The sequence below is a fragment of the Intrasporangium mesophilum genome, assembly GCF_054783095.1.
The window spans coordinates 18649-32444 of the sequence record NZ_BAAGRF010000004.1 but is presented as its reverse complement, the minus strand read 5'-3'; the positions used below and the strand labels follow the sequence as shown (position 1 = coordinate 32444).

Annotated in this window: 9 protein-coding genes and 1 tRNA gene; 6 read left to right on the top strand and 4 right to left on the bottom strand. The window is 69.4% G+C overall.

Features of this window, described 5'->3' with window-relative positions:
* The first annotated feature begins 250 nt into the window (after positions 1 to 250).
* Positions 251 to 2533 (top strand): FG-GAP-like repeat-containing protein, encoded by a 2283-nt coding sequence (locus tag ACYVLP_RS03570; RefSeq protein ID WP_460625961.1) that lies wholly within the window; start codon positions 251 to 253, stop codon positions 2531 to 2533.
* A 170-nt stretch (positions 2534 to 2703) separates the two neighbouring features.
* On the opposite strand, the gene ACYVLP_RS03565 is transcribed toward ACYVLP_RS03570, so the two are convergent.
* Positions 2704 to 5505 (bottom strand): hypothetical protein, encoded by a 2802-nt coding sequence (locus ACYVLP_RS03565; protein WP_460625960.1) that lies wholly within the window; start codon positions 5503 to 5505, stop codon positions 2704 to 2706.
* 764 nt (positions 5506 to 6269) lie between these two features.
* Here ACYVLP_RS03565 and ACYVLP_RS03560 point away from each other — a divergent pair.
* Positions 6270 to 7151 carry a S1 family peptidase gene (locus tag ACYVLP_RS03560; protein WP_460625959.1) on the top strand — a complete coding sequence of 294 codons (882 nt, stop codon included), beginning with the start codon at positions 6270 to 6272 and terminating at the stop codon, positions 7149 to 7151.
* A gap of 312 nt (positions 7152 to 7463) precedes the next feature.
* On the opposite strand, the gene ACYVLP_RS03555 is transcribed toward ACYVLP_RS03560, so the two are convergent.
* Positions 7464 to 7537, bottom strand: a tRNA-Gly gene (locus ACYVLP_RS03555).
* 131 nt (positions 7538 to 7668) lie between these two features.
* Here ACYVLP_RS03555 and ACYVLP_RS03550 point away from each other — a divergent pair.
* Together ACYVLP_RS03550 and ACYVLP_RS03545 are read left to right on the top strand one after the other, a co-directional pair.
* Positions 7669 to 8100, top strand: coding sequence for a hypothetical protein (locus ACYVLP_RS03550; RefSeq protein WP_460625958.1), 432 nt, complete (start codon positions 7669 to 7671; stop codon positions 8098 to 8100).
* Positions 8101 to 8150: 50 nt separating this feature from the next.
* The gene (locus ACYVLP_RS03545) at positions 8151 to 9041 is read left to right on the top strand and encodes an SMP-30/gluconolactonase/LRE family protein (protein ID WP_460625957.1); all 891 of its coding nucleotides are present in this window, start codon (positions 8151 to 8153) and stop codon (positions 9039 to 9041) included.
* A gap of 155 nt (positions 9042 to 9196) precedes the next feature.
* Here ACYVLP_RS03545 and ACYVLP_RS03540 read toward each other — a convergent pair whose 3' ends face one another.
* Positions 9197 to 10777, bottom strand: coding sequence for an AAA family ATPase (locus ACYVLP_RS03540; RefSeq protein WP_460625956.1), 1581 nt, complete (start codon positions 10775 to 10777; stop codon positions 9197 to 9199).
* 68 nt (positions 10778 to 10845) lie between these two features.
* Between ACYVLP_RS03540 and dcd the strand changes: the two genes are divergently transcribed.
* Positions 10846 to 11424 carry a dCTP deaminase gene (gene dcd / locus ACYVLP_RS03535; RefSeq protein ID WP_452271328.1) on the top strand — a complete coding sequence of 193 codons (579 nt, stop codon included), beginning with the start codon at positions 10846 to 10848 and terminating at the stop codon, positions 11422 to 11424.
* A complete protein-coding gene (locus ACYVLP_RS03530; RefSeq protein ID WP_460625955.1) occupies positions 11421 to 12185 on the top strand; it encodes a serine aminopeptidase domain-containing protein in 765 nt (254 codons plus the stop codon). The genes dcd and ACYVLP_RS03530 overlap by 4 nt, the downstream gene beginning before the upstream one ends.
* 54 nt (positions 12186 to 12239) lie before the next feature.
* On the opposite strand, the gene ACYVLP_RS03525 is transcribed toward ACYVLP_RS03530, so the two are convergent.
* Entirely contained in the window at positions 12240 to 13688 is a 1449-nt protein-coding gene (locus tag ACYVLP_RS03525; protein ID WP_460625954.1) for an aromatic amino acid ammonia-lyase, read from the bottom strand.
* Between the last annotated feature and the right edge of the window lie 108 nt (positions 13689 to 13796).

Genomic DNA, 13796 nt, shown 5'->3' with positions numbered 1-13796 from the left:
GGCGGGCTCGGGCTAGTGCACGCGGCGACCAGGGCGACGCCGACGACACCGACGGCCCCGACCCAGGTGGCGCGACGGAGTCTCACAGATGACGCCCCTGCGCCACCTCGGGCACTGCCGCGTGCGTCCGTCCTCACAACGGCATACAAACATCGCCTGTATGCCGCTGGGCGGTTTTGTCGCGCATCTGTCACTGTGTCGTAGCCAAGCCCTATGCTGCGCTCGTTCCGAAAGTCCGACAGGGGGACTCGTGTTCTCGTACGCCCGTGCCCGCGCCAGGCTGGCCACCCTTCTCACGCTCGGACTCGCGGCGACCACCGTCGCACTGGCCGCGCCCGCCGCATCGGCCGCCGACGTCGCGCCTCGGCTCGACTCCATCTCGTTCACCTCACCAGCCGTTGTGACACCGGGGGATGCGGTCACGATCTCCTACTCGGCTACGGCTGCATCGACGACCGTGTCGATCGTGGCTTCCTTCATCGACGCTGCCGGGCGCCGGACCGAGTGGGACTTCGGTCACGAGCTGCCGTTGACGGGCCAGTCGTCGACGGCTGTGCCCGACGGGCTGGCCAATGTCTCCACCAAGCTGACCGTCCTGACCATCACGGATGCATCGGGCAACCGCACGACGTACTGGCCGAGCTCGATGACCTGCGTGCCCGAGTGCCCCGGCGCGGTGCACGGGCTCTCTTTCGACGTCTCGCTGGCCATCACGGGTTCGACGCCGGACAACGACACGCCTGTCGTGACGTCGATCGCGCTCGCCACACCGACGGCCTCGGTCGGAGAGAGCGTGCGCCTCGACCTCGGCGTCGACGAGGCACATCCGCCGGTGGTGTTCCCGGAGTCGTCGGCTTCCGCCGTCTTCACCAACGGCCGCTACGGCTTCGAGCTACGGGGCCTCCCGACGGCATACGGGTCGCTGGTCGGCGTTGTGCCCTCGACGGTGCCTGATGGCTCGTACTGGCTGGAGTCGGTCGTGATCCATGACCTCCCGGGCAACTCCGCGACGTACCGAGACACGGGGTCCGTGGTGCTGTCGCCGCCGGGCAGCGTGGGCCCGACCACGCACACCTTGCCGTTCAGGACGACGACGGTCACGGTGACCGGCTCGCCCCTGGACCTCAGCTCGCCGGTCCTGTCCAGCATCGCCGTTCCGAAGAAGCTCCTCGTCAGCGGCGCAGCCGCAACGATCGCGTATGGGGTGTCCGAGCCCGACCTCGACAGCATCACCATCCGGTACGACTCGTCAGCCAGCTGGCAGAGCCCGTTCGCATGGGATCTCGTGGCCAAGCCCACGAGCACCGGGGTCGCCTCAGGCGTGGTGCCCCAGGTCAGCAACGGCAGGTGGACCGTCGGCGAGGTGACTCTCATCGACAAGGCGGGCAACTACAGCGTCTACCAGCGTGGCGGCGCGCTCCACTGCAACCGGACCTGTCCGTCCACGCACACGTTCGACCTTGCCGCGCTCGACGTCGACGTCGCCGCCGCGCCGACGGCGCCGTCCTATGCCGGCGCGATCCCGCACAGCGGATCGGCGCGGGTGGAGTGGAACCCTCCGGACGACCTCGGCAACAGCCCACTCGCCGGCTACACGATCACCGTGTCGCCCGGCGGCAAGTCCTACACAGCCAGTCCCGCCGCGGTGGCCATCACCGTCCCCGGTCTGACCAACAACACGGCGTACAGCTTCTCCGTCCGCGCGCGGAACGCGGTGGGCCTCGGCCCGGCACGCGTAGCCAAGGCGACACCGCGCGCGGTGCAGCGGCTCTTCATCACCGGCGACGTCAGCAACGACGGCCGGGCCGACATCATCGGTGTGACCCGGAGCAACGTCGCCTACATCTACCGCGGCAACGGCGTCGGCGGCATCTCCGGCGGCACGAAGGTCGGGTCCGGCCTGGCTGACGTGCGCACCCTGCTGCCCGCCCTCGCCAGGCCGACCGAGGACTTCTTCGGCGGCAACCTCCTCTCGGTCGCCTACACCGGGTGGGACGAGTCGTGGTGGGCCTACAACGGCAACCGCCTCACCGCCTTCAACTCGATCACGTCGTCGAGGTTCAACTCCTACCGGCACATCGTGACGCCAGGTGACTTCAACGGAAACGCCAAGGCCGATGTGCTGACCATCACCGACAGCGGCGACATGTATCTCTGGTCCAACAAGGACTGGGCGAGCTTCTCCGCGCCGAAGAAGATCGGCAGCGGCTGGCAGTCCTTCAGCAGCGTCGTTGGCGTCGGTGACCTCGACGGTGACCGCCGCAACGACCTCGTCGCCCGCAAGACGGACGGCACGCTCTGGCTCTACGCCGGCAACGGCGCCGGGGGCTTCCGCTACAGGAAGCAGATCGGCACCAGCAAGGGCTGGAACGCGTTCGCGCAGCTCGCGGGCATGGGCGACTTCACCGGCGACCGGCGCAACGACCTGCTCGCCCTGGCCCCGAACGGCTACCTCTACGTCTACAAGGGCAACGGCACGGGCGGCCTGTCCACCCGAGTCCTCGTCTCCAGGGGCTTCGGCAGCTTCGTCTGAGCCTCCGTGACCCGCAGGCGTACCGGATCTGCGGACCCGACAGCCATGGCTGCCGGGTCCGCCTTCTGTCTGCACCGGCGCGTTGCCCGGGCCGGCCGTATGCCGTGTGGTGTGGGGAGAGGTGTGCCACACGGCATACGGCTGCTCGGCACGCAGTGCCGGGAGTCAGGTCACGGGCTCGTGACCGTGCCTCCGTTGTCGATCGACAGCGTGAAGTTCTCGTCGCCGCACTTCCCGGTGATGCCGAGGTGCTTGGCGTCGCCCGAGTAGCTGACGAGCCACTTGTACTGCGACGAGGTGGCGCTGCTGATCGTGAACGAGCTGTTGTTGGTCACTGCCGATCCGGACAGGTTGAGCGGAACCGTCTCGGTGTAGACCGGTGCGGAGCCGGCTGCCGCGCACGTCTGGTTGCTCGGGTCGAACAGCGAGAACGTGACGGTGCCCGACGGCGTGCCGCCCACCCCGGAGACGACGTTGACCGCGTCCTGCGGGCGCAGCGTCTGCGTGGTGGTCAGGCTGGCCGGACCCTTGTTGACCGTGCTGGACTCGTTGGGGTCACCGCAGGCTCCGGTCGCACCAGCGTTGTTGGTGTCCCCGCTGTAGACGGCGATCCAGTAGTAGGTGCCGACCGCGGTCGGGGTGTAGGCGTCGGACAGGTAGTCGCCGTTGCCGGTCACGTTCTTCACGCTCTGGGCCGCAACGATCTCGTTCTGACAGGCGTTGTCGCTGAACAGGTGGAACGTGATCGTCCCGGTCGGGGCAACCCCACCTGTCAGGTGAGCGACGTCGGAGATGGTCGAGTCGATCGTCACCGACGGGGTTGCCGTGGTGCTGATCTGCGGGTGCGCCTGGTTGACGACGCTGACCTCGCCGGTGTCGCCACAGGTGCCTGCTGCCGCGGCGTTGTTGGTGTCACCGCTGTACGTGGCGATCCAGTAGTAGCTCCCCACCGTGGTCGGCGTGAAGCTCGCGCTCGTCGGGTAGGTGCCGTTGCCGCTGCTCACCGGAACAGTGTTGGTGAAGACCTCGGACCCCGGCGTGCACTGGTTGGTCGGGTACAGCTTGAAGGTGATCGTGCCCGTCGGCGCCAGGCCACCGGACAGGGTCGCGCTGTCGCTGAGCGAGGCGCCGATCGTGATGGACGCCGTCGCGTGGGTCGCGATGCCCGGGGCAGTCTGGATGACGGTGCTCGCCTCGTTGGCGTCGCCGCACTTGCCGGTCGCGGCCGTGTTCTTGGCATCGCCGCTGTAGCTCGCGATCCAGTAGTACGTGCCGACAGTGGCCGGAGTGAAGCTGCTCGAGGTGTAGTCGCCGTTGCCGTTCACCGTCTGCGAGTCGGTGAACACCTGGACGGTGCACTTGTTGTCGCTGTAGAGGGTGAACGTGACGTTGCCCGTGGCGTCGGTCGTCGCGCCGGAGAGCGTCGCCACGTCGTGGACGGTGTTGCCCACCACGATCGAGTCGGTCGCGTGCGTGACGATCGTCGGAGTGAACGGGTTGACGACGCTGAGCTCACCGGAGTCCTTGCACGCTCCGCTGACGGCGTTGTTGTTGGCGTCGCCGCTGTACGAGGCGATCCAGTAGAAGCTCCCCACGGCGGTCGTCGTGTAGTTGCCCGACGTGTAGCTTCCGTTGCCACTCACCGGTTGGGTGTTGGTGAAGACCTCTGAACCGGCCGTGCACTGGTTGGTCGGGTAGAGCTTGAACGTGATCGATCCGCCCGCACCGGACGAGGCGCCCGAGAGCGTCGCGGTGTCATGGACCGTCGCTCCGACATTCACCGGCGTCGTTGCCGACGTCACGATGCCTGGACTGTTCGTGAAGTGGTTCGTGTAGGTACAGCTCACGTTCTCGCCGGTGGCCAGGTTGATGGACACCTTGGCGCTGGCCTTGTCGATGGTGACCCCGCTCGCGGTGTCACACGTCAGGTTGTTGAGGTCCCAGCCGGCCGGGAGAGTGCCCTCGGTGACCGAGTAGGAACCGGCGTTGAGCGGCGAGAACAGCTTGGTGCCGCCGCTCTTGAGGCCGAAGTCGGACAGGCCGGTGCCGGTCGTGGTGTAGCTGAACGTCGTGTTGTCGCCCGCGGGTGCGTTCTGGGTGACCTTGTTGATCGTGATCGACCCGCAGTTGCTGATCGAGACGCCCACCGGCGCGATGAAGTCCTTGAGCTCGGCGGTGAACGACGACGACGAGCGGCTCTTGACGAACGCGCTGCCGAAGGCCTCGCACACGCCAGGCGGGAAGACGCCGGCCGCGGTCAGGTTGATGGCCGCCTCACCGAACAGCCCAGCGGTGAGGGTACCGGGCTGGTTCGGCCCACCGAGCACGTTGTTGGAGCCGATGGTGTCGCTGATGCTGACCGAGTTGACGGCACCCTCGGAGTTCGTCCCCGAAAGGTTCACGTGCTTGCCCCAGCACGGCAGCGAGTTGGACGAGAAGCACTGGCTGGTCGAGCCCGTGGTCACCCATGTGTTGAGACCCAGCGTCGGGTTCCCCGAGCCGCCGAAGTCATAGGTGACGAGCAGGTCGCCGGCCGTTCGGTTGATCGTGATCGGGCCCTGCGTAGAGCTGGTCCACCCGGCGGTCGTCTTCTGGTTGATCTCGAAGTCGAGGTTGGCGTTGCCGATGTTGACCAGCCGCTCCCACCCGAGGTAGAGCATGATGTCGCCGTTGCCGAGCTGCTCGTTCGCCTCGTAGAAGCGGCTGAGGTTGTTCTTGTTCGGCGGGATCGAGCCGTCGACGATGGTCGTCGAGGCGACATCCTCCTTGGCGCCGTTGCCGAAGGCGTTGTCTGCCTGCGAGTTGGCGATGTCAACGCCGAGGGCGCGCCCTGAGACGTTGTTCCAGTCGGTGTTGCCTGACGTGTTGACGACGAGGTTGCCGTCGTTGCCCTCGAAGGTGCTGCCCGGGAGGTTGGCGCTCGCCGACGTCGCGACGTAGCCGGTCAGGGCGAGCGTGGCGGCGGCCACCATGGCCGTGGTCCGTCGACGCAGCCGTGGCGCCTTCCCGTTCGGCCCGGAATCGGGCCGCCCTCGAGACATGAGCCATGAACCGTTCATGGTGTCTCCAATTGTTTGAACCGGTATCCCGGCCCCCGATCCGGAGCGGATCGTGCAGAGGCACGTTGCGGCCACGGCTGACATCGGCGCCTGACAGACGAATCCGGCACCCCGTCCAGCACGTCCGTCTATCAAGGTATGACCAGGGGTGGACGGGCCGTGGGAAAACGCAGAATCGGGCGGCATTTGCCCGTCAAGAACCACTCCGCACAATGAGCCTGATGTGCCGAGACTGTGAGGCTTTGCCAGCCTCCTGGATCCTGTTGAATCGACTGCTATGCAAGGGGATCCAGATTCGTCGGCCTATATCCTGCCATTTAGCGTTGAACGCCGAAGAAAGGCATTCGTCGGGTTTCCCCAGGTTGATATCGGCAAATGCTCAGGATCAGTTCAGCATACTGTTCACTAGGTCCGAATAGTAGCCCTGTGGCCAATTGTCTCTGAGCTTTCTCACAGACTGCGCGGACGACTGGGAGCGTGCTGAGCGGTTCCCTGGTCGTGGACGAATGGAATGGCTTCCGTGTCCGGTGGTGTCCACTGGCGAGTGTTTCAAGGTTCGCGATGGGCGCTTCTGTGTCACAGTGGGCGACGGAGAGCCTGCCCCGCGTCGCACGCGGTGCGCTTGCGGAGCCGACCCTCGACCCACCCAGCTCGTTGCACAGCCCCGAGGAGGATCCGTGTCGACACCATCGCTCCACCACAGCCGCCTGTCCCGTAGAGCCGCCCGGCTGCTCGCAGCCGGCGCTGGACTCGCCGCAGCCTCGGCGCTGCTCCTACCTGCTGCTGCCCCGGCGGCCCCCGGTGGTCCCAGTGACAGCCAGCTCTCCGGAGTCAGCCAGGCGGTCAACCGGTCAGGCGTGCGCGGTATCGCCTGGTACACCGACTCGGCGACCCGACAGGTCGTCGTCACAGCAGACAGCACTGTCTCTGCCGCCGACGTCGCGACCTTGAGGAAGGCCGCGGGCACCAACGCAGCGGCGGTCCGGGTCGAGCGCGTAGCGGGCGCCTTCCGGCCGCTCGTCGCGGCCGGTGGAGCGATCTACGGCGGTCGCTACCGCTGCTCACTCGGCTTCAATGTCGTCCAGGGCAGCACCTTCTACTTCCTCACCGCCGGCCACTGCGGCAAGGTCGCCAAGACGTGGTACACCAACGCGGGGCACACCACGCTGATCGGCCCCACGATCAACTACAGCTTCCCTGGCAACGACTACGCGCTCGTGCGCTATGACAACCTCTCCCTGTCGCACCCCGGTGGGTATGCCGTCGCCGACCCGTTCGTGGGCGAGTCCGTCCGACGCACCGGCTCGACGACCGGCACGCACTCCGGCACCGTGACCGCCCTCAACGTCACGGTCCGCTACCAGGGCGGCGGCACGGTCTCGGGTCTGATCCAGACCACGGTCTGCGCCGAGCCCGGCGACTCCGGTGGCCCGCTCTACGACGGCACCAAGGCGCTCGGTCTCACGTCCGGCGGCAGCGGCAACTGCACCTCGGGTGGCACCACGTTCTTCCAGCCCGTGCGGGAAGCAGCGAACGCATACGGCGTCACCATCTACTGATCCACCCATCACCCGGATCGGTGCCTCTGGACGTCCGAGGCACCGATCCCCTGGGCGAGCGCGCAACCCAGCGGTATGCCGCAGGTGAGAACCTCAGGACTCTTGGGGTTGCCATCTTGACCGGCCAGTCCATGACTCGCGTGGCCGAAGGGGCCACAACTATCGACCAGTCGGCGGGTTGTTGTGGGCTCAGCTCGCTGGTTCAGCCCACACGCGACCATGTGGTCGTTTGTGGTGAACGCGATGGCGCGGCAGCGGCCACAAGGGCGAAGCCGCTGGCCGGGAAACGTGTCCTGACCAGCGGCTTCGGCGTGGAGCGAGCGACGGGAATCGAACCCGCGTATCCAGCTTGGGAAGCTGGCGCTCTACCATTGAGCTACGCTCGCACGGGCCGCCGCCGAGGTCGCAACACACGATGTGGGGTGAGCCTGAGGCGGCACGCGGCGTCAGTGTAGCCGACGCCGAGCCATCGCCGATCACCGACCGACGAGAGTCGTCCCGAGGACCTCCACACGCCATGGACAACGACAAGCAGGCCGCCTTCATCGACCACGTCCGATCCCGAGGCGGAGCACAGTCGCAGGTGGCTGTGACCCTCGAGCAGTTCTTCGACGGCAACGACTGCGAGTGGTGCATCGCCCCGGACCGCGCCGATGACGTCCTGCTCGACGACGTCCGCCGAACCCTGCTGGACCTGCGTGAGCGCCCCGACGTCCACGATGTCCGCGTCGAGCTCGACCGCCTGGAGTTCCAGACCTACCCGGCGGACGAGTGGCCGTACGCCAGCGGGGTCGCGGTGATCACCACCCTGATGCCGCGTGAGGTCGATGGGATCATCGCCACCGCGGAGCCCCAGCCCAGCGGAGGCCCGGCCCTGACGATCGAGTGGCTGGTCGACGCACCGCAGATCCCCGAGGGGCACCACTACGTCGGCGTCTGGTGGAGCTGACCTCGAGACACCACAGTGGTTCTGACGCTGGTTCTGACAGTGGAGCTGACATGACCGATGACAAGCCCGAAGACATCGCCGAGACCCGGCTCGTGGCCGAGCAGGTCACCGACCCGCTCTGCTACCACGGTGAGGGTCCCGTGTGGTCGCCGACCTGGGGCGGGCTGCGCTGGGTAGACCTGCTCGCCGGGGACGTGCTGAGCCTCGACGCAACGGGGCGCGTCGAGCGGATGCACGTCGGTGAGGTCGCCGCGTTCATCCGCCCGCGCAGCAACGGCGGGTGGATCGTCGGCACCGAGCGGGGTCTCGCGCGCGCAGACGACGTCGCCTCGATGCCGGAGCCCTGGCTCACGCTGTGGGACGACCCCGGCGTGCGCATGAACGAAGGCGGCATCGACCCGCTCGGCCGTCTCTACTGCGGCTCGATGGCCTACGACCGCACCCCGGGCGGGGCGCGGCTCTACCGCGTCGACCCCGACGGAACCGTCGAGGTCGTGCTGCCCGATGTGACCATCTCGAACGGGCTCGACTTCTCGCCCGACGGTCGGCTCGCCTACTACAACGACACCCCCGCCGGGACCGACATGTTCGACATCGTCGACGGGGAGCTGGCGAACCAGCGCCCGTTCCACGGACCCGGCTCTCGTCCGGATGACGAAGGGAACCCGGACGGTCTCACGGTCGACAGCGCAGGCAACGTCTGGGTGGCGCTCAACGGGGCGGGCCGAGTGCGCTGCTACTCGCCGGCCGCGCAGGTCCTGGCCGACGTCGAGCTCCCGGTCCGACTGGTCACCGCGTGCACGTTCGGAGGCGAGGACCTGCGCACGCTCTACCTGACGACCTCGCGCGAGAACCTGGACGATCCCGAGCCCGAGGCCGGCGCCGTCTTCCGCGTGCGCGTCGACGTGCCCGGCCTACCGGTGCGCGAGTTCGCCGGCTGACCCGGGCTCACCCCGCTGACCCGGCCTCACCCCGCTGACCCGGGCTCACCCGCTGACCCGGGCTCACCCGCTGACGCACGGCCCGCCCGTAGACCTGGCCTGGCCGCAGACCTGGCCTCGCCGCCGTCGGGCCCCGACTCACCCGCCACCGCGCCTCAGGGCTCGGGTGACGGCATCTGGACCCCCGGAGGCGGAGGGCCGAACCAGCCGAACGACGTCGTGGCCCACCGACCCCTGGGCGGCCGGGTCAGCGGCCCGGGACCCACGGGTATGCCGTCCGGCTCGCCTGCCCAGCCACCCTGCGGCCCGTCGGGACCCCAGCCGGCCATGCCGGCGCCGACACCGAGCAGGCTGCGTGTCAGCCGCTCGGTGTCGGACAGCAGCTCGTCGAGGGCGAGGCCCAGGTGGTCGTCGGTGGGCGGCTCGTCGGCGACGGCCGCGGCGAGCACGGCCCGCCGGACCAGCTCCTTGGCGAAGGACGCAGTGGTGCCCTCGGAGCGGGCCGCCGCCGCGGACCGGGCTTCGGCGCCGAAGAGGTGGCCGCCGTAGAGGTGCAGCAGGGCGAGCCGGCCCTGCAGGTCGGGCAGCGGGATCTCGGCGGCGAGGTCGACGCGGCCGGGCCGCTGCGCGAGCGCGACCTCGAGGTCCTCGACCCGGTTGGTCGTCAGGACGAAGGCGACGTCGGCATCCGCGTCGAGCCCGTCGAGGGCGTCGAGCACCTCGAAGAGCAGCGGCGAGGTCCCCATCCCGAGCGACCGGTCCTCGGCGACGAGGTCGCAGTCCTCGAGCACGACGATGGACGGCTGGTGCGCTCGCGCGATCTTGGCCGCCGCATGGATGTGTCGCAGCGAGCCGCCCGCGAGCAGCACGACGGTCGACTCCGGAGCCGCGCCGACGAGGAACCGCACGGTGTGCGTCTTGCCGGTGCCGGGCGGGCCGTAGAGCAGGATGCCGCGCTTGAGGTGCTGGCCGTGGGCGCGCAGGCGCTCACGATGGGCGCCCATGCCGATGACATGGTTGCCGACGCGGTCGAGCGTGCCGTCCGGCAGCACGACATCGGCGCGGTCGAGGGTGGGCCGCGCGAGGAAGGTGATCCCGGCCATGCCCATGCCGTACGGGTCCTCGGCGAGGGTGACGACCTTGCCGCGGATGACACTGTGCTCGTCCATCAGCTGTCGAATCCGGGCGATGAGCGCCTCGCTCACCGCGCGCTCCGCTGCGATGACCTCGACCAGGCCGGTCTCGCGGCCGTAGTGCGGGTTGCGGCCCTGGACCCTGACCACGACCGGCTGACCGAGATGCGTGAAGAGCCGGATCCCCGACGTCACGACCTGCCGACGGTCCTCGGGCCCGGGGCCGGTGTCCATCTGGAGGTAGTCGACCTGGCCGATGCGCACGGGCCCATGACCGCCGAACTGCAGCAGGTCGCCGAGCGTCATGTGGTGGCGCATGTCGCCCGCGAGGCCGATGAGCCGCGCGTCCGGATCCTCGTCGGCCAGCAGGGTGAGCGCGATGTCGGCGTCGACCCCGCGGTGGGGCGGCACGGGCTCGGTGACCACAGGCAGTCCCACGACCGACACGCCGAGATGCTCCGAGAGCACCGGCTCGAGCGCGGCGCCGGGTGGCCCGTCGTCCGGCAGAGCCTGCATCATCCGGTGCACGAGCCGCTGGAACTGGCGCACCAGGTCGGCCACGCCATCGGTCTCGTCGTCCGCTCCGTTCGTCCCCACTGTCATCGCCCCAACGTAGGGGCAGCCACCGACGTCGCGGAAGGTCGACGGGCGGGCGCGGTAGCCTCGACCCCGTGCTGCTCTCCGACAAGGACATCCGGTCCGAGGTCGACGCCGGCCGCGTCGTGCTCGACCCCTGGGACCCCGCGATGGTCCAGCCGTCGAGCATCGACGTGCGCCTCGACAAGTACTTCCGCCTGTTCGACAACCACAAGTACCCCTACATCGACCCGGCGGCGGAGCAGCCCGAGCTGACCCGGCTGGTCGAGGTGCAGTCCGAGGAGGACGTCTTCGTGCTGCACCCGGGCGAGTTCGTCCTCGGGTCCTCGCTCGAGACGGTGACGCTGCCAGACGACCTGGCGGCGCGGGTCGAGGGAAAGAGCTCGCTGGGCCGTCTCGGCCTGCTGACCCACGCGACGGCCGGGTTCGTCGACCCCGGTTTCTCGGGTCACGTGACGCTGGAGCTCTCCAACGTGGCGACCCTGCCGATCGTGCTCTACCCGGGCATGAAGATCGGGCAGCTCTGCTTCTTCCGCCTCAGTTCGCCCGCCGAGAACCCTTACGGCTCAGCGGCATACGGCTCGCACTACCAGGGGCAGCGCGGGCCGACGGCCAGCCGGTCGTTCAAGAACTTCCACCGCACCAAGGTGTGAGCGCGACGTCGTCCCCTGACCAGTCCTCAGCCGCAGCCCCTCCCGACGACCCGAGCCGTATGCCGTTGGCCGCGCTGTCGTGGGACGCCCGCCCCCAGCACGCCGGCGCCGTCGCGCTCGTCATGCACGGTGGCGCGATCGAGGGGTTCGAGCCGAACCACCCGTGGTCTCACAACGTCGCGCGGCTCGTGCCGTTCGCGAGGGCCTTGAAGAAGGTGCCAGGGCCGCTCGCGGTCGCCCGGCTGCGTTTCCGGGTCCGCGGCTGGAACGGCGAGTCGGCCATGCCTGTGGACGACGCGCGCTGGGCGCTCAGGCAGGTGCGGGCGACCTACCCCGGGGTGCCGATCGTCCTCGTAGGTCACTCGATGGGTGGCCGGGTGTCGATGCACGTCGGTGACGAGGAGGACGTCCGCCTCGTGATCGGCCTCGCCCCGTGGATCGAGCCGAGCGACCCCGTGCCGTCCGACGGGCGCCGAACGGTGCTCATCCACGGTGACCGGGACATCATCTGCGGGCTGTCCCGCAGCCGCGAGCGGGTGGAGAAGATGCAGGCCGACGGCCTCGACGCGTCGCTCGTGCGCGTCGCGCGCTCGGATCACGCGATGCTCGTCCGCGCACACCTGTGGACGGTGCTCGTCACCGACATCGTGGCGGCCACGTTCGCGACCGAGCTCGGTGGGTCGGGCGAGCCGCGGTCCGGCCCCATCGGGGCGGTGGTCGCCCGCCTCGTGCACGGTGGCGGCGTCACGATCGACATCTGACGGCATACGAGCTGTGACGGGGCCGCTCGCCCGACCAGGGGGCAGGCGCGGTCCTCACGCGCCGTGGTGCGTCGCCTCCGCGGCGAGCTGGTCGACGATGCGGCCCGCCGCCTCGACGGCGGGGGCGAGGTCGTGGTCGTCCGGCTCGCCGGCAAGGTCCCAGCAGCGCTGCACCAGGTCTGCGAGCTCGCCGATGACCGGTTGGCCGGTCATCCTCAGCGCACGGACCGCGGTCACGAGCTCGAGGGCGATGAGCTGCCGGTAGGCGCCGGCGGCGTCACCGAGCCGGGCAGCGGCGGCGCTGGCGTGGCTCGCGCCGTCCTCGACACCGGCGGAGACCGTCGCCCACTGCACCGACCGTGGGGCGGCGGCTGCATCGCGGAGCAGCGCCATGGCCGAGGCGGCGTCGTACTCGAGGATGAGCAGGCCGGACGAGCCGGCCTCCGGTCCGGCCAGGAAACGCGGAAGACCGGTCGCGGGATCGGTCAGCAGGTGAGCGAGGCGCGAGGCGCAGGTGTGGGCCGAGCCGACCAGCGCCAGCAGGGCCGAGTCGACGGCGAGGGCGAGGTAGGCCTGGTGGAAGCCGCCATGATGGGCAACCTCGGGCGGGTTGTGCCCCACGACGGCTGGGTTCTCGCTGCCCGCGTTGACGAGCGTCTCGACGACGTCCCGCAGGTCGTTGAGACGGTCGACCAGCGGTCCGTGCACCTGCGGGAAGGTGCGCAGCCCGAAGAAGTCCTGCAGCTGGGCGGGGTCGCCGGCCTGCGGCTCAACCAGGCCGCGGACGGTGGCGGCCACGGCGACTGCGCCCGGGAACGGCGTCACGCGCTGCACCGCCGGGCCGAAGGCCTCGGGGTTGCCCCGCAGCGCCACGAACGAGAGGGCGCAGACCCTCGTCGCGACGTCCGCGAGCCGGCGGATCTCCAAGCAGCCCAGCGCCGCCTCCGCGAGGGTGAAGGCACTGCTCGACATGAGCGGCAGCGCGTCGGCCTCGTCGAAGTCGACGGCCGGACTCACCGTCCCGTCGGCCCGGGGCCGCTCGCCGAGGAGGGTCAGGCCGACCTCGGCGAGGGCGGTCAGGTCCCCGGTCCCGACGGAGCCGCGACGGTGGACGACAGGAAGCTCGGCGTCGGTGCCTCGCGTCGCGCCGACGAGGGCGCCGAGCAGGGCGGGGGTGGCCCCTGAGGCCCCGGAGAGCAGCTGGTTCACGCGGACGACCAAGGCGCTGCGGACAGTCGCCGCGGGGAACGTGTCACCGAACCCTGCGGCGTGGCTGCGCAGGAGCGCCCGCCCGGGGTTGGCTGACGTGGTCGCCTGGTCGCGGTTCGCGCCGACCCCCGAGGTGCGACCGTAGACGGGCCGGAGCCGGGCGGCCTGCCGGGCCGCCTCGGCACCCTGGCCCACCGTGTATGCCGCACTGGCGTCGACGTCGAAGGACGTCCCGGCGCCGAGCGACTCGATGGCCTCGACGGTGAGGCTCCGGCCGGTCAGCGTGATGGTCATGTGTGGTCCTCGAGATCCTGGATGAGATTTCCTGAGCCAAAGGGTGTCGCGCGTGAGGTGTACTGTGCCAGACTGCCACTAGGCAGCAAGGGAATGCCACACAATGAA

What these genes read in the sequence shown, in the direction of transcription:
- ACYVLP_RS03565 (WP_460625960.1), bottom strand. Translation starts at nt 5,505, where the DNA reads ATGGTGGCCGCCGCCACGCTCGCCCTGACCGGCTACGTCGCGACGTCG.
- ACYVLP_RS03550 (WP_460625958.1), top strand. Translation starts at nt 7,669, where the DNA reads ATGGACAACGACAAGCAGGCCGCCTTCATCGACCACGTCCGATCCCGA.
- ACYVLP_RS03545 (WP_460625957.1), top strand. Translation starts at nt 8,151, where the DNA reads ATGACCGATGACAAGCCCGAAGACATCGCCGAGACCCGGCTCGTGGCC.
- ACYVLP_RS03540 (WP_460625956.1), bottom strand. Translation starts at nt 10,777, where the DNA reads ATGACAGTGGGGACGAACGGAGCGGACGACGAGACCGATGGCGTGGCC.
- ACYVLP_RS03525 (WP_460625954.1), bottom strand. Translation starts at nt 13,688, where the DNA reads ATGACCATCACGCTGACCGGCCGGAGCCTCACCGTCGAGGCCATCGAG.